The organism is Cupriavidus lacunae, from assembly GCF_003353055.1.
Lineage (GTDB): Bacteria > Pseudomonadota > Gammaproteobacteria > Burkholderiales > Burkholderiaceae > Cupriavidus > Cupriavidus lacunae.
Genome location: NZ_QKWJ01000005.1, coordinates 19,515 through 35,792 on the forward strand (window position 1 = coordinate 19,515; position 16,278 = coordinate 35,792).

General features: G+C 66.1%; 10 protein-coding genes and 2 tRNA genes. 4 read left to right on the forward strand and 8 right to left on the reverse strand.

Annotated features, from left to right (window positions below):
- The first annotated feature begins 99 nt into the window (after positions 1-99).
- The 3 genes from DN412_RS06360 to pgi all read left to right on the forward strand — a co-directional run bounded on the left by DN412_RS06360 (position 100) and on the right by pgi (position 5,030).
- A complete protein-coding gene (locus DN412_RS06360; RefSeq protein ID WP_115013742.1) occupies positions 100-1,464 on the forward strand; it encodes an amidase in 1,365 nt (454 codons plus the stop codon).
- 123 nt (positions 1,465-1,587) lie between these two features.
- Positions 1,588-3,174, forward strand: coding sequence for an NAD(P)H-hydrate dehydratase (locus DN412_RS06365; protein ID WP_115013743.1), 1,587 nt, complete (start codon positions 1,588-1,590; stop codon positions 3,172-3,174).
- Positions 3,175-3,386: 212 nt separating this feature from the next.
- Complete coding sequence (gene pgi / locus DN412_RS06370) at positions 3,387-5,030, forward strand: glucose-6-phosphate isomerase (RefSeq protein WP_115013744.1); 1,644 nt, start codon at positions 3,387-3,389, stop codon at positions 5,028-5,030.
- Here the strand turns inward: pgi and DN412_RS06375 are convergent.
- Positions 5,027-5,725 (reverse strand): ABC transporter ATP-binding protein, encoded by a 699-nt coding sequence (locus DN412_RS06375; RefSeq protein ID WP_115013745.1) that lies wholly within the window; start codon positions 5,723-5,725, stop codon positions 5,027-5,029. The two genes, pgi and DN412_RS06375, sit on opposite strands and share 4 nt — an antisense overlap.
- Between DN412_RS06375 and DN412_RS06380 the strand changes: the two genes are divergently transcribed.
- On the forward strand, positions 5,724-6,398 hold the full coding sequence (locus DN412_RS06380) for an arylesterase (protein ID WP_115013746.1): 675 nt from the start codon (positions 5,724-5,726) through the stop codon (positions 6,396-6,398). The genes DN412_RS06375 and DN412_RS06380 overlap by 2 nt on opposite strands.
- Before the next feature lie 934 nt (positions 6,399-7,332).
- Here the strand turns inward: DN412_RS06380 and DN412_RS06385 are convergent.
- From DN412_RS06385 to tig, 7 genes are all read right to left on the reverse strand, one after another.
- Complete coding sequence (locus DN412_RS06385; protein ID WP_115013747.1) at positions 7,333-9,267, reverse strand: SurA N-terminal domain-containing protein; 1,935 nt, start codon at positions 9,265-9,267, stop codon at positions 7,333-7,335.
- 289 nt (positions 9,268-9,556) lie between these two features.
- Positions 9,557-9,633, reverse strand: a tRNA-Asp gene (locus DN412_RS06390).
- 48 nt (positions 9,634-9,681) lie between these two features.
- Positions 9,682-9,757, reverse strand: a tRNA-Val gene (locus DN412_RS06395).
- A gap of 192 nt (positions 9,758-9,949) precedes the next feature.
- Positions 9,950-12,361 (reverse strand): endopeptidase La, encoded by a 2,412-nt coding sequence (lon, locus tag DN412_RS06400; RefSeq protein ID WP_115013748.1) that lies wholly within the window; start codon positions 12,359-12,361, stop codon positions 9,950-9,952.
- A 255-nt stretch (positions 12,362-12,616) separates the two neighbouring features.
- The gene (gene clpX / locus DN412_RS06405) at positions 12,617-13,894 is read right to left on the reverse strand and encodes an ATP-dependent Clp protease ATP-binding subunit ClpX (RefSeq protein WP_078196071.1); all 1,278 of its coding nucleotides are present in this window, start codon (positions 13,892-13,894) and stop codon (positions 12,617-12,619) included.
- Between the two features lie 230 nt (positions 13,895-14,124).
- On the reverse strand, positions 14,125-14,775 hold the full coding sequence (gene clpP, locus DN412_RS06410) for an ATP-dependent Clp endopeptidase proteolytic subunit ClpP (RefSeq protein ID WP_011615108.1): 651 nt from the start codon (positions 14,773-14,775) through the stop codon (positions 14,125-14,127).
- Between the two features lie 103 nt (positions 14,776-14,878).
- On the reverse strand, positions 14,879-16,234 hold the full coding sequence (gene tig / locus DN412_RS06415; protein WP_115013749.1) for a trigger factor: 1,356 nt from the start codon (positions 16,232-16,234) through the stop codon (positions 14,879-14,881).
- Between the last annotated feature and the right edge of the window lie 44 nt (positions 16,235-16,278).

Sequence of the window (16,278 nt, forward strand, 5' to 3'; positions counted from 1 at the left end):
CTGGCCCGGCGCATGTGCACCGCCCTTCCTCGCGCTGGCAGGCAAGCTCCGCCACGGCGCTGCCCGCCCCGCCCTCCTTGCACGCCGTTTGCCGACCCCATGCCACCCATGCTTCCCGACCTCGACACCCTCAACACCCGCCTGCGCGACGGCGCCACCAGCCGCGCGCAGATCATCGGGCAGGCCGCGGCGCGGGCCGCCACGCCGGCCGCCGAAGCCGTGTTCCTGCACAGCACCTTCGAGGCCGCCGCCCAGGTCGCGCGCGCCGCCGATGCGGCCAGCCGCGCCGGCAAGGCGCTGCATCCGCTGGCCGGCCTCCCGGTTTCGGTCAAGGACCTGTACGACGTGGCGGGCGAAACGACCCGTGCCGCCTCGCTGGTGCGCAAGGATGCCGCGCCGGCCGCGGCGGACGCCACCGTCGTCGCCCGGCTGCGCGCGGCCGGGGCCGCCCTGGTCGGGCGCACCAACATGACGGAGTTCGCATTCTCGGGCGTCGGCATCAACCCCCACTACGGCACGCCGGTGAATCCGGCCAGCGCCGATGGCGTGGCCCGCATCCCGGGCGGTTCGTCGTCGGGCGCGGCGGTCTCGGTGGCACTGGGGCTGGCGGTCGCGGCGCTGGGCAGCGACACCGGCGGCTCGATCCGGATCCCGGCCGCGCTGTGCGGCATCACCGGCTTCAAGCCCACCACGCGGCGCGTGCCGCTGACCGGGGCGTTTCCGCTGTCGTACACGCTGGACACCGCCTGCGCCATGGCGCGCACGGTCAGCGACTGCATCGCGGTGGACAGCGTGATCGCCGACAGCGCGGTGATCCCGCGCGTGACCAACCCCGCCGCCACGCGGCTGGCGATTCCGCGCCAGGTCCTGCTGGACGACCTCGACCCGACCGTGGCCCGCGCCGTCGACCGCGCCCTGGGCCGGCTGTCGGCCGCCGGCGTGCAGATTGAGCACGTCGACCTGCCCGAGCTCGGCGAACTGGCCGGCCTGAACGCCCAGGGCGGCTTCAGCTCGGCCGAGGCCTATGCCATCCACCGCCACGTACTGGCCGCCCGGCGCGACCTGTACGACCCGCGCGTGGCCTCGCGCATCGACCGCGGCGCCAATATCAGCGCCGCCGACTATATCGACCTGGGCCGCGCGCGGCTGGACTGGATCGCCCGCATGGAAGCGCGCCTGGCCCGCTTCGACGCCGTGGTCTGCCCGACCGTGCCGATGGTCGCGCCCGAGATTGCGCCGCTGCGCACCGATGACGCGCAGTTCTTCCGCGTCAATGCCCTGCTGTTGCGCAATACCTCGGCATTCAATTTCCTTGACGGCTGCTCGGTCTCGATGCCCTGCCACGCGCCGGACGAGCTGCCGGTGGGGCTGATGCTGTCGCACGGCCCGATGCGCGATGCCGACCTGCTGGGCACGGCCCTTGCGCTGGAAGGCATCGTGCAACCCTCGCAGCGCGACGACTGAGCGCGCGGGGCAATTCAGGTTCGACACAGCGCCAGTGCTTCCGGCAGCCATGGCGGCCCCGACATCGACATGGAGGGCCAGCAGCCCGACCGCTACGGGTTGGGGCCCGCCAGATAACCAGACATGACACCCTCTGCCTCTACCGCCAACTCGCCCGAAAGCGGCGACGGCTGGTTTGCCCTCGACGCGGCCGCATCCGCGCCGGTACCGCTGTACGACGTGGCCGCCATCCGCCGCATCGAGAACGCCGCTTACACGCAACTGCCCGGCTTCACGCTGATGTCGCGCGCCGGTGCCGCGGCCGCGCGCTGGCTGGCCTGCCATGCGCCCTCCGGCCCGCTGCTGTTCCTGGCAGGCCCCGGCAATAACGGCGGCGATGCGCTGGTCGCCGCCACGCTGCTGCACAGCGCTGGCCGCGCGGTGCAGCTATGGCTGGCCGCGGACCCGCAGCGCCTGCCCGCTGATGCCGAAACCGCCTGGCAGCAGGCGCACGCAGCCGGGGTGCCCATCAGCGTGGTCGCAGGCACGGATACCTCGCATGACGCGGACTGGCCCGCGGGCACCGCCGCGATCGTCGACGGCCTGCTCGGCATCGGCCTGAACCGCCCCGCCGACGGCACCATGGCGTGGTGGATCGGACAACTCAACCGCAGCGCGCTGCCGGTGTTTGCACTGGACATCCCCAGTGGCCTGTTCGCCGACACCGGCGCGGGCGCGCCGGCCGTGCGCGCCCGGCGCACGCTGACCTTTATCGCCGCCAAGCTCGGGCTGCTGACGCTGGACGGGCGCGACTGCGCCGGCGAGGTCGATATCGCACCGATCGGCCTTGACTATCCGCCGGACGAAACACCCCATTGCCTGGCAAACGGCCCGGCGCTGTTCAGCGCCGCGCTGCCGCGCCGTCGCCACGCCAGCAACAAGGGCACGCACGGCTCGCTGGCGGTCATCGGCGGCAACCTGGGCATGACCGGCGCGCCGCTGCTCGGCGCCAGGGCCGCGCAATTCCTCGGCGCTGGCAAGGTGCATATCGGCTTCCTGGCGCAGCCCGCGCCGCTGCTCGATCCCTTGCATCCGGAGCTGATGCTGCATGCCGTCGATGCACTGGCCCTCGCTTCGATGTCGGCACTGGTGATCGGTCCGGGCATGGGCACGGATGCCGGCGCGCACAAGCAGTTCGCCCGGCTGCTGCAAGCCGCGCCGTTGCCGCTGGTGCTGGATGCCGATGCCTTGAACCTGCTGGCCGCCGATCCGGCATTGGCCGGGGCACTGGCCGCCAGCGGCGCGGCTTGCGTGATGACGCCGCACCCGCTCGAAGCCGCGCGGCTGATGGGCGTGCCGGTTGCCGAGGTACAGCGCAACCGCCCCGCCGCCGCCGCAGCGCTGGCTGCGCAATGGCAGGCCGTGGTCGTGCTGAAGGGATCGGGCACGGTGATCGCCGCACCCGACGGCAGCCCATGCGCGCTGAACCCGACCGGCAATGCGGCACTCGCCAGCGCCGGCACCGGCGACGTGCTGGCAGGCATGCTGGGCGCGCTGCTGGCGCAAGGCATGGCGCCGCTGGCCGCGGCCCAGGCGGCCGTGTGGATCCACGGCCGGGCCGCCGATGTCCTGGTCGCCCAGGGCACCGGGCCCGCAGGCGTCACGGCAAGCGAGCTGTACGCGCCGGCGCGCACCGTCTTCAACCAGTTGCTGGCCGGGGCGCGCGCATGACGCGCTGATCCAGAGCGGCGTAACCGGCGCCTGCCCGGCACGCGCCGTCAGACAATGTCCGATACTGAGCCCGCGCCAGGGCTGCTATGTTGCAAGTGGTAACGATATGGCACCGCTGCCGGGCCGGATGCCGGCAGCGCTGACGATATACTTGCGACTCAGTCCTGCGAGCCGGCAACGCCACGCGGCTCGCGCAACAACGGTTGTCCTGCATGCCCACTGACCTTCACGCCTGGAACGCCCTCTTGCGGCACCACGACACCCTTCGCGACGCACAGATGCGCGACTGGTTCGATCGCGAAGGCGCGCAGCGCGTCGCGCAATTTTCGCTGGAAGCCGCCGGGCTCTATCTCGACTACTCGAAGAACCGGATCACGCCCGACACCATGCGCCTGCTGGTGCAGCTGGCGGCCGAGGCCGGCGTGACCAAACGCCGCGACGCCATGTTCGCGGGCGAGCATATCAATACCACCGAAGACCGCGCGGCCCTGCATGTGGCGTTGCGCGCCACCGCCGGCGCCGGCTACAGGGTCGACGGCGAACCGGTCGTGCCGGCGATCCAGAAGGTGCTGGTGCGCATGCGCGATTTTTCGGAGCGCGTGCGCAGCGGCGCCTGGAAGGGGGCCACCGGCGAACGCATCACCGATGTCATCAATATCGGCATTGGCGGCTCCGACCTGGGGCCGCGCATGGTGTGCCGCGCGCTGTCGCACCTGGCAGATGCCGACGGCAATACCGGGCCGCGCATGCACTTCGTCTCCAATGTCGACGGCACCGACCTGGCCGAGACCCTGGTCCGGCTGGACCCGCAGCGGACCCTGGTGATCGTCTGCTCCAAGACCTTCACCACGCTGGAGACCATGGCCAATGCGCACAGCGCGCGCGCCTGGTTTGTCGCCAACGGCGTAGCCGAGCAGGACCTCGCCAAGCATTTCGTCGCGGTCTCGACCAATACCGACGCGGTGCGCGAATTCGGCATCGACCCGGCCAATATGTTCGAGTTCTGGGACTGGATCGGCGGACGCTTCTCGCTGTGGTCGTCGGTCGGCCTGTCGATCACGCTGGCGGTGGGCTTCAATGCTTTTGCCGACCTGCTGGCCGGCGGGCGCGCCATGGACGAGCACTTCCGCACCGCGCCGCTGGAGCGCAACATGCCGGTGATCCTGGGCATGCTGGGCATCTGGTACCGCAATTTCTGGAACCTGCCGACCAGCTGCATGGCGCCCTACTCCACCTCGCTGGAGCTGTTTCCCGCCTTCCTGCAGCAACTGGAGATGGAAAGCAACGGCAAGTCAGTGCAGCTGGACGGACAGCCCATCCGCGCGCATACCTCGCCGGTGGTGTGGGGCACGGCCGGGACCAACGGCCAGCACGCCTATTTCCAGCAGATCCACCAGGGCTCGCAGGTGGTGCCGGTGGATTTTGTCGCGCCGCTGGTGCCGCCGCGCCGGCTGCCGGGCCATCACGCCAAGCTGCTGGCCAACTGCTTCGCGCAGGCCGAGGCGCTGATGCGCGGACGCAGCGCCGACGAGCTGCGCGCCGCCGGACTGAAGGATGAAGTGCGCATCGCGCATATGGTGTTCGAAGGCAACCGCCCCAGCAACACCCTGCTGATGGAGAACCTGACACCGCATGTGCTGGGTGCGCTGATTGCGCTGTATGAGCACCGCACCTTCGTGCAGGGCGTGGTGTGGAAGATCAACTCCTTCGACCAGTGGGGCGTGGAGCTGGGCAAGATCCTGGCCCGCCCGATCGAGGCCGAGCTGGCCGGCAATGCGACTGGCCAGCACGATGCCTCCACCTCCGCGCTGATCGACCGCGCCCGCGCGGTGCTGAAGGCGGGCGCCGCCAGCTAGACCTCGGCGCCCATCCATTCGTCGCTGGCCACGCGGCCGGCTTCGATGGTCAGGATGCGGCCGCAGCGCGATGCCACCGAGCGGTCGTGCGTGACCAGCACCAGCGTGGAGCCGGCATCGCGGTTGAGTTCGAACATCAGCGCGATGACCGCTTCACCGGTGGCGGTATCGAGGCTGCCGGTGGGTTCATCGGCAAACAGGATGTCCGGGCGCGCCACGAACGCCCGCGCCAGCGCCACGCGCTGCTGCTCGCCGCCGGACAGCGTGCGCGGGTAGTGCCCCAGGCGCGCGCCCAGGCCAACGCGTTGCAGCATGTCCACGGCGCGCTCGCGCACCTGCGAGGTTTCGCCGCGCAGCTCCAGCGGCAGCATCACGTTCTCCAGCGCGGTCAGGTGGGCCACCAGCTGGAATGACTGGAACACAAAGCCGACATGGCGGCCGCGCACCGCGGCGCGCTGGTCCTCGTCCAGCGCGTACAGGTCCTGGCCCTGCAGCCGTACGGCGCCCGTGCTGGGCAGGTCCAGCCCGGCCAGCAACCCCAGCAGCGTCGACTTGCCCGATCCGGACGCCCCCACGATGGCGAGCGTTTCGCCCGGCGTGACGGAAAAGGTCACGTCGTGCAAAATCGTCAGCGAACCGGTCGTGTCGGCAACGGTCTTTCCGAGGGACTCGACAGCGAGAATGGAAGAAGACATGGATATAGGGATCCGAGGGAAAAAGCGCAGGCTGTTGCTGGCAGCCGGCATGGCACTGGCGATATCGGCCACAGTACAAGCACAAACGCCTGCAACATCCAAGGCAGCCGCACCCGCGCTGCTGGTGCTTGGCGACAGCCTGTCCGCCGAGTACGGCATCGCGCGCGGCGCGGGCTGGGTCACGCTGCTGCAGGACCGTCTGCAGCAGGAGCGCTTCGATTATAGCGTCGTCAATGCCAGCATCAGCGGCGAGACCACCATCGGCGGCAAGACGCGGCTGCCGGACCTGCTGTCGCGCCACCGGCCGGCCATCGTGGTGGTCGAACTCGGCGCCAACGACGCGCTGCGCGGCCTGCCGCTGCAGACTACCGAGGCCAACCTGCGCAATATTGTCACCACGGCGCAGAAGGCCGGCGCGGGCGTACTGCTGATCGGCATGCGCATCCCGCCCAACTACGGGCCGGACTACACCGAGAAGTTCGTGTCGCTGTATCCGAAGCTGGCCGGCGAGTACAAGGTGCGGCTGGTGCCCTTCCTCCTCGACCAGGTGATCACGAGGCAGGACTGGTTCCAGGCGGATCGCATCCATCCTACCGCCGCGGCACAGCCGGCATTGCTCGATACGGTGTGGCCGCAGCTCAAGCCGATGCTCAGGCGTAGCGGTGGGGGGTGAGGGGGGCTGTTTTGGGGCTTGGCGCTGTGCTGTCGGAATTCGCTCTTGGCATGCGGGGGCTGTTTTGCCGGCTTTAGCCGGCGGGGCTTCTTGCTCGTTGGCTTGCTTGGGTATGTAGGTCGGGTTCCATGTTGTCGTAGGTTTGACCGCCTGATTCCGCCCTGCTGGGCGGGTCACTTTTTGTCCGGAGCGACAAAAAGTAACCAAAAAACGCGTCGCCTCTGGCGGCTGGCCACCAATTTGGCGGTGTTGGTGGTTCGGGCGGTGGTGCTTGCCGTTTGGCGTGGTTGGCCGTTCGGGCCTGCTACGCACCCTGTCTGTGCCCACATCAACGGACTATTGGACGAACCCGACTTTAGGCGGTTGGCAGCCTGCTAAGAACCGCTTCGGTGGGACGCCTTCGGCTGCGCTTCGCGCCGGCCCTAACGTGGCAGAGCCAACGGCCACGTCCTGATTTGCGCTTTTGGCCCGGCATCCCGACCGCCCCGTGCGAGCGCAGCGACGCACTCCGTGCCAGTGCCTTCGACCTACGATACTGAGTGCGCGCAGCGCAGCCGTAGGCGTCCCACCGATAACGTGTTTAGCAGGCTGCCAATAGCCTAAAGTCGAGTTCGTCCAATAGTCCGTCGACGCAAGGCACCGGACAGGGTGCGTTGCAGGGTCGAACCACCAACCCCATCGAACGGAAATCACCGCCGCTGGACCCACCAACACCGAGGAATGGATGGCCAGCCGCCTGAGGCGACGCGTTTTTTGGTTACTTTTTGTCGCTCGGACAAAAAGTGACCCGCCCAGCAGGGCGGAACCAGGCGCTTAAACCTACGACAACATCAAACCCGACCGACATCCCCAACCCAGCGAGCAAGCAACCCCACCCCCAATAACAAAAAACCCAATACGGCAGGGGTCTCTGCTTACCATATAGCCAAACCGCTTACTCAGCGCCCTGAGCCTGCGTAGCACCCACCGGCGTCAGCATCTTGACCTTGGACCGGGCCTTCAGGCTCTCATAGAAGGCCTGCAGGTCGGTCTGGCCGGACAGTTGCGACATCTGCTGCGCCGCGGCCTGGCGCTGGGCCGGATTGGCCTCGGGCGGCTGGCTGACCTTGGTGATGCGATAGACCGCATAGCCCTGGGCGCCCAGGTCGACACCCACCACTGCCGGCAGCTTCGCGGCATCGGCGCGCATCACGGCTTCCACGGCCTGCGGCGCCATGCCCTCGGCCTTGGTGCGCGACACGGTCTGCACCGCGCCGAAGCCGTCGGCGCTGTCGGCCTTCTTCAGCGCGGCGAGTCGTGCTTCACCGTCCTTGCGTGCCAGCTCGGCCGCCTGCTGGGCGATATAGCCCTCGCGCACCCTGGCCTCGACTTCCTCGAACTTGCGCACGGTCGCCGGGCGGTACTCGACGATGCGCGCAGCCACCAGCGTGTTCGGGGCCACCTGGACGGCCTCGGTATTGCGCTTGTTCTTGATCGCGTCGTCGCTGAACAGCGACTTGAGCAGCTTCTCGTTATTGAGCGGGCTTTGCGCGCCCAGCGCCGGGTTCGGCTGGCGCGTGACGTTGTCAGCGGTCTGGATGGCCAGCTTGAACTTGTCGGCGGCGGGCTTGAGGCTGTCGGCCTGCTCATAGACCGTATTGCCGAAGGCATCGGCCTGCTCGGCAAACTTCTTGTCGGCAAACTGCTTGCGCAGCTCGGCTTCCAGTTCCGGGCGCACGGCATCCAGCGGCTTGGCTTCCGCGGGCTTGATGCCGGTCAGCTTGATGATGTGGTAGCCGTAGTCGGTCTCCACCACGTCGCTGATCTGGCCGTCCTTGAGCGCGTACATGGCGTCCTCGAACGGCTTGACCAGCGCGCCGCGGCCCATGAAGCCCAGGTCGCCGCCCTTCTCCGCCGAGCCCGGGTCCTGCGAGTTCTTGCGCGCCACGTCGGCGAAGGTATCCGGATGCTTGCGCAGGTCTTCCAGCAGCTTGGTGGCCTTGTCCTTCGCGGCCTGGCGCTGGGCAGCCGGCGCATCCTTCGGCGCGGCGATCAGGATATGGCTGGCGCGGCGCTGCTCGTCGACGCGGAAGCGCGCGATATTGCTTTCATAGTAAGACTTCAGCTCTTCCGGCGTCACCGCCTGCGCAGCGGCCAGCGCCTCGCCCGACAGCACCAGGTATTCCACCTTGGCCTGCTCCGGCACCGAGAAGGCCTGCTGGTGGCCGTCATAGTAGGCCTTCAGCGCGGCGGCATCGGGCTGCACCTTGGCGGCATAGCCGGCCGGCTTGAACAGCAGCGTCTGCACATCGCGCTGCTGGTCGCGCACGGCCAGCAGGTGCTCGATCAGCGACTTGGGCATGAACGCCGTCGCGGCAACCGAAGCGCTCAGCTGCTGCGTGGCCAGCTCGAAACGCATGCGGGCATCGAACTGCTCGGGCGTCATGCCCTGCGACTGCAGCAGCTGCAGATAGGCCTTGTCGTCGATCTTGCCGTCCTTGGTGCGCGGCAGTTGCGCGATCGCCGGCAGGTTGCTGATCTCTTCGAGCAGCTTGGCGTCGGACACCGTCAGGTGCTCATTGGCCACGGCATTGGCCATCACGCGCTGCTGGATCAGCTGGTCCAGCACGGCCTTGCGTGCATCCGGGCCTTCGAACTGGCGCGGGTCATAGTTGGCGCCCAGGATCTGGCGCGCGCGCTCGCTCTGGTCGCGCACGACGTTGTCGACTTCCTGCACGCTGATGGCACGGCCGTCGACCTTGGCGGCATCGTGCGAGCTGTCCATGAAGCGCGAATAGCTTTCCACGCCGAAGAACACGAACGACGGGAAAACAAGCACCAGCAGCAGCAAGAGCATCAGGCGCCGGTTGTTGCGTACGAAATCAAGCATGCGGATTCGGGTAGTGGATTGGCACGAAAGACAAACTCCACGATTCTATCAGGAGCCGCTGGGCACGCACCCTTTGTGCAGGGCGGGAAACATGAGGGAGCAAATGAAAACGCCCGCAAATGCGGGCGTTTCCAACAAAACTGGCGAGTGGACGGGACTCGCCCACGTCCCGCGGGCCGCGGCTGCGCTTGCAAGCGCAGCCCTTCGATTCCCGCCGGAAGCCGCGCAGGCGGCTTCCTCCACTCCGCACAAATGAAAAACGCCCGCTACGCGGGCGTTTCCTTAAAACTGGCGGAGTGGACGGGACTCGAACCCGCGACCCCCGGCGTGACAGGCCGGTATTCTAACCGACTGAACTACCACTCCTGTGTCGGCGCTTGCTGCCGGCGTAGCTCTTGCACTTGCGATGGAGAGTGGTGGGTGCTGAGGGGCTCGAACCCCCGACCTACGCCTTGTAAGGGCGCCGCTCTACCAACTGAGCTAAGCACCCGCTCGACCATCGCAGGCCGGCTGCCTGCAACTTGCTGATCGCTCCACACCTCGCGGCAGCTGCCGTGGTTTGCGTTGCGAGGGCGCAAGTGTAATACAGGTGATTTCAGTTTGCCAAGACCCGCGCACGCAAAAAAAAACGCCGCCGGGCATCGCTGCCCCGCGGCGTTTCCTTGGGACGGCCAAGGCCGCGTCAGTGGTGCAGACGCTCAACCTTGGCCGCGGCCTTGTCCGCCACTTCGGCGGGCTTGGCGTCTTCTTCCGGCAACGGCTCGGGCTTGCGCTCGAGCGCCAGTTCCAGCACCTTGTCGATCCAGCGGACCGGCACAATCTCGATGGCGTTCTTCACGTTGTCCGGGATCTCGGCCAGATCCTTGACGTTTTCCTCCGGGATTAGCACCAGCTTGATGCCGCCCCGGTGGGCCGCCAGCAGCTTCTCCTTGAGGCCGCCGATCGGCAGCACCTCGCCGCGCAGCGTGATCTCGCCGGTCATGGCGACATCCGCGCGCACCGGGATGCCGGTCAGGACCGACACCAGCGCGGTGGTCATCGCACCGCCTGCCGACGGGCCGTCCTTGGGCGTGGCGCCTTCGGGCACGTGGATGTGGATGTCGCGCTTCTCGAACATCTCATCCGTAATGCCCAGACGGCGGGCCCGCGAACGCACCACCGAACGCGCTGCTTCCACGGACTCCTTCATCACATCGCCTAGCGAACCAGTGCGCGTGATGTTGCCCTTGCCCGGCATGATCGCGGCTTCGATGGTCAGCAGGTCGCCGCCCACCTCGGTCCACGCCAGGCCGGTCACCTGGCCCACCTGGTTTTCCTTGCCGGCCAGGCCGAAGTCGTACTTGCGCACGCCCAGGAATTTGTCCAGGTTCTCGGAATCGACCTTGATCGTGCCCGACTCCTTCTTCAGCAGCAGCAGCTTGACCACCTTGCGGGCGATCTTGGACACCTCGCGTTCCAGCGATCGCACACCCGCTTCACGCGTGTAGTAGCGGATGATGTCGCGGATCGCGCTTTCGGCAACCTCGATCTCGCCTGCCTTCAGACCATTGTTCTTGATCTGCTTGGGCAGCAGGTAGCGCTGGGCGATATTGATCTTCTCGTCCTCGGTGTAACCCGACAGGCGGATCACTTCCATGCGGTCGAGCAGCGGCGGCGGGATGTTCAGCGAGTTCGAGGTCGCCACGAACATCACGTCGGACAGGTCGAAGTCGACCTCGATGTAGTGGTCCTGGAACGTGTGGTTCTGTTCCGGGTCCAGCACCTCGAGCAGCGCCGACGACGGATCGCCGCGGAAATCCATGCCCATCTTGTCGATCTCGTCGAGCAGGAAGAGCGGATTGCGCACGCCGACCTTGGACAGGCTCTGCAGGATCTTGCCCGGCATCGAGCCGATATAGGTCCTGCGGTGGCCGCGGATCTCGGCCTCGTCACGCACGCCACCCAGTGCCATGCGCACGAACTTGCGGTTCGTGGCGCGTGCAACCGACTGGCCGAGCGAGGTCTTGCCCACGCCGGGAGGCCCGACCAGGCACAGGATAGGCGCCTTCACCTTGTCCACGCGCTGTTGCACCGCGAGGTACTCGAGAATGCGTTCCTTGACCTTCTCCAGGCCATAGTGGTCTTCATCCAGCACGCGCTCGGCGTTGGCCAGGTCGTTGTTGACCTTGCTCTTCTTGCGCCACGGCAGGTTCACCAGCGTGTCGATGTAGTTGCGCACGACGGTGGCCTCGGCCGACATCGGCGACATCAGCTTGAGCTTCTTGAATTCGGCGTCGGCCTTTTTCTTGGCTTCCTTCGGCATGCGCGCAGCCTTGATGCGCTTGTCGAGTTCTTCCAGGTCGGCGCCTTCTTCGCCCTCGCCCAGTTCCTTCTGGATGGCCTTGACCTGCTCGTTCAGGTAGTACTCGCGCTGGCTCTTCTCCATCTGGCGCTTGACGCGGCCACGGATGCGCTTTTCAACCTGGAGGATGTCGATCTCGCCCTCGAGCTGCGACAGCAGGCTTTCCAGGCGCTCGGTCACATTGACCATCTCCAGGATTTTCTGCTTCTGCTCGAGCTTGATCGGCAGGTGCGCGGCGATGGTGTCCGCCAGGCGGCCGGCCTCGTCGATCCCGGACAGCGAGGTCAGGATCTCGGGCGGGATCTTCTTGTTGAGCTTCACGTACTGGTCGAACTGCGACACGATCGCGCGGCGCAGGGCCTCGGTCTCGGCGCTTTCGCCAGGTGCGGGCGGCACGGGCACGGCTTCGCACATGAAGTGCGATTCGTCCTCGCTCACCTCGCGGATATTTGCGCGCTGGGTACCCTCGACCAGCACCTTCACGGTACCGTCGGGCAGTTTCAGCATTTGCAGGATATTGGCGATGCAGCCGACCTCATACAGGTCGTCGGCGGTCGGCTCGTCCTTGGCCGCCGTCTTCTGGGCCACGAGCATGATGCTCTTGCCCGCCTCCATCGCAGTCTCAAGCGCCTTGATGGACTTCGGGCGTCCCACGAACAGCGGGATCACCATGTGCGGAAACACCACCACGTCGCGCAGCGGCAACAGTGGAAGGCGAATCGGCTCGGCCGGGAGGAGTTGTGTTCCGGACATCATTTTCCCCAAGTCAGTCATTTAAGGCGTAAATTGGGCCGCCCGAATCGATTACAAGATACGTGCCAATCGATTCATCAAGGCAGGCAGATGCCGCTCCCTGCACTTGCTGGCCCCTCTGAAACAGCATACCCGCGTTTCCTCCCTCTCGTCGGTAGAAATAAACAAAAAAAGCCGCTCGCTTCTACGCGAACGGCCTTTCCGCCCTGCTGCCGGTGTGGTCCCGACCACTTACCACCTCTGGCAGCCCTCGCGTCAGTTGGACCCTGCCACCTTGGGCTGCTGCTCCTCGTACATCAGCAGCGGGGGTGCATCGCCGTTGATCGTGTTTTCATCGATCACCACCTTTTGCACACCCTTGTAGTTGGGCAAGTCGTACATGACGTCCATCAGCGACTGTTCCAGGATCGAACGCAGTCCGCGGGCACCGGTCTTGCGGCGGATCGCCTTGCGGGCGATGGCGCTCAGCGCACCCGGGCGGATTTCCAGCTCGACGCCTTCCATCGCCAGCAGCTTCTGGTATTGCTTGACCAGCGCATTCTTGGGCTCGACCAGGATCTGCATCAGCGCGGCCTCGTCCAGCTTGGCCAGCGTCGCGACCACCGGCAGGCGGCCGATCAGTTCGGGGATCAGGCCGAACTTGATCAGGTCTTCCGGCTCGGTCTGCGGCAGGACTTCACTGGCGTCGCGCTCTTCCTTGCTCTTGACCTGCGCGGCAAAGCCGATGCCGGTCTTGTCCGAGCGCTGCATGATGACCTTTTCCAGGCCATCGAAGGCACCGCCGCAGATGAACAGGATGTTGGTCGTGTCCACCTGCAGGAAGTCCTGGTTCGGATGCTTGCGGCCACCCTGCGGCGGCACCGATGCCATGGTGCCTTCGATCAGCTTGAGCAGGGCCTGCTGCACGCCCTCGCCCGAAACGTCGCGGGTGATCGACGGGTTGTCCGATTTGCGCGAGATCTTGTCGATCTCATCGATGTAGACGATGCCGCGCTGCGCCTTCTCGACTTCGTAGTTGCAGTTCTGCAGCAGCTTCTGGATGATGTTCTCGACGTCCTCGCCCACGTAGCCGGCTTCAGTCAGCGTGGTCGCGTCGGCGATCACGAACGGCACGTTGAGCAGGCGCGCCAGCGTCTGCGCGAGCAGCGTCTTGCCCGAGCCGGTCGGCCCGATCAGCAGGATGTTGCTCTTGGACAGCTCGACATCGTCCTTCTTGCCGAGGTGCTTGAGGCGCTTGTAGTGGTTGTAGACCGCCACGGCCAGGATCTTCTTGGCCTGTTCCTGGCCGATCACATACTGGTCCAGGCTTTCGCGAATCTCGTGGGGCGTGGGGAGGTCCGAGCGCGCGGCCGCGGCGGCGTCTTTCTCGGACGCCGTGGCCTCGTCGCGAATGATCTCATTGCACAGGTCGATGCATTCGTCGCAAATGAACACCGACGGGCCGGCAATCAGCTTCTTGACCTCATGCTGGCTCTTGCCGCAGAAGGAACAGTAGAGAAGCTTTTCGCTGGATGAACCTTTTTTGTCCGCCATAGGAATCAGTCACTTTTGCAGTGCGCACACCGCGGGGCGAAAGGCTCCTCGGCGATACGCTTCAACGCATCATACGCCAAAACAATTGGCACCACCGGCGGTTCCCCCCGGCTGTGGGGCAAAAGCGAAAAACGAGGCACGGGGCCTCGTTCCGGTGTAGCCTTCGCCATTTGGACCCGTGCCAGCCTGGCTGGCCGCCGCTGCGGTTCGCGCCTCGGCAGCCTGCAGCATCAGCCGCGGCGGGCCAGGACCTTGTCGATCAGACCGTAGTCGACCGCCTGGTCGCCGCTCATGAAGTTGTCGCGATCGGTGTCGCGCGCAATCTTCTCGACCGGCTGGCCCGTCACTTCCGACAGGATGGTGTTGAGCCGCTCGCGCAGGTACAGGATCTCGCGCGCCTGGATCTCGATGTCCGAGGCCTGGCCGCGCGCGCCGCCCAGCGGCTGGTGGATCATGATGCGCGAGTTGGGCAGCGCCGAACGCTTGCCCTTGGCGCCGGCCGCCAGCAGGAAGGCACCCATGCTTGCCGCCATACCCATGCACAGCGTGGACACGTCCGGCTTGATGAACTGCATGGTGTCGTAGATCGCCAGCCCCGCCGATACCGAACCGCCCGGCGAATTGATGTACAGCGACACGTCCTTGTCGGGGTTCTCGCTCTCGAGGAACAGCAGCTGGGCCACCACCAGGTTGGCGGTCTGGTCGTTGACCTCGCCCACCATGAACACCACGCGCTCCTTCAGCAGGCGCGAGTAGATGTCATAGGCGCGCTCGCCCCGGCCGGACTGCTCGACGACCATCGGCACCAGCCCCAGGCCCTGGGTTTCCAGTGCCGAAGCCTGCGTGGTGGCGAGACGGTCCAGCAAATCATTGCGGGTCATGCATGTTCTCCATGGATTCGTCGGATCGCAAGGCAATCCGGGGTCACTCGGGACGTTGCCCCCGCCCCACGCCGTGGCGCGGGGCTGCGGGTGACTTCCGGCCTCAGGCTTGCTGCTGGTTGCCTTCGGCGGTGAGTTCCTCGAAGGACACCTTCTTGTCGGTGACCTTGGCCTTGTCGCACACGAAATTTACCACGTTGTTTTCGAGCACGTAGGCTTCCATTTCGGCCAGGCGCTGCTGGTCGCCGTAGTACCAGCGCATGACTTCCTTCGGGTCTTCGTAGCTCTTGGCGAAGTCCTCGATCTCGGCCTTGATCTGGTCGGCCTTGGCTTCCAGGCCGTTGGCCTTGACGATCTCGGCCAGGATCAGGCCCAGCTTGACGCGGCGCTCGGCCTGCTGCGCGAACATCTCGGCCGGGATCGGCATGTCCTTGGCGTTGGGCATGCCACGCTGTTCCAGGTCACGGCGAGCCATTTCCACCAGGCGTTCCTGGTCTTGCTCGATCAGGGCCTTGGGCACGTCCAGCTCGCTCGCCTTCAGCAGCGCTTCCATGACCTGGTCCTTCAGCATGGAGTGCGTGCGGCGCTTCACTTCGCGCTCGAGGTTTTCGCGGATGTCGGCGCGCATCTTGTCGACGCTGCCGTCGGCGATGCCCAGCGACTTGGCGAAGGCTTCATTGACTTCCGGCAGGTGGGCCCATTCGATCTTCTTCAGGGTCACCGTGAACTCGGCGGTCTTGCCGGCCACTTCCTTGCCGTGGTAGTCGGCCGGGAAGGCCAGCGGGAAGGTCTTGCTTTCGCCAACTTTCAGGCCCAGCGCGGCCTGCTCGAACTCGGGCAGCATGCGGCCTTCGCCCAGCACGAACGGGAAATCCTCGGCCTTGCCGCCGGCGAACTCTTCACCGTCGATCTTGCCGACGAAGTCCAGCGTCACGCGGTCGCCGTTCTGCGCGGTAACGTCGGCACCGCCGTCGCCATGCTCGCCGGCTTCGCCGCGGGCGTGGTAGTGCACGCGCTGCTTGCGCAGGATGTCGATGGTCTTGTCGACTTCGGCGTCGGTGATATCAGTGCCGGTGCGGGTGACTTCGGCAGCCGACAGGTCGCCGATGGTCACTTCCGGGTACACCTCGAAGGTGGCGTCGAAGGCCACTTCGTCATCGCCCACGCCTTCGTTCTTGACTTCGAACTTGGGCTGGCCGGCAACCTTGACGTCCTGTTCCTTGGTGATGTCGAAGAACTTGCGTGCGGCCTTGTCGAAGCGCACTTCGAACTCGACTTGCTGGCCGTACTGCTTCTCGACCATCTTCATCGGCACCTTGCCCGGACGGAAGCCCGACATCTTCACGGTCTTCGACAGGCGAACCAGGCGCTCCTGCTTTTCCTTTTCCACTTCGGCCTTGGGGATGGCCAGGGTCACCTTGCGGTCCAGCTTGCCGAGGTTCTCAATCACGTTCGACATGGTCGTAGATCCAATCCAGAAATGTAGTTGTGTTCGTAGGTGCT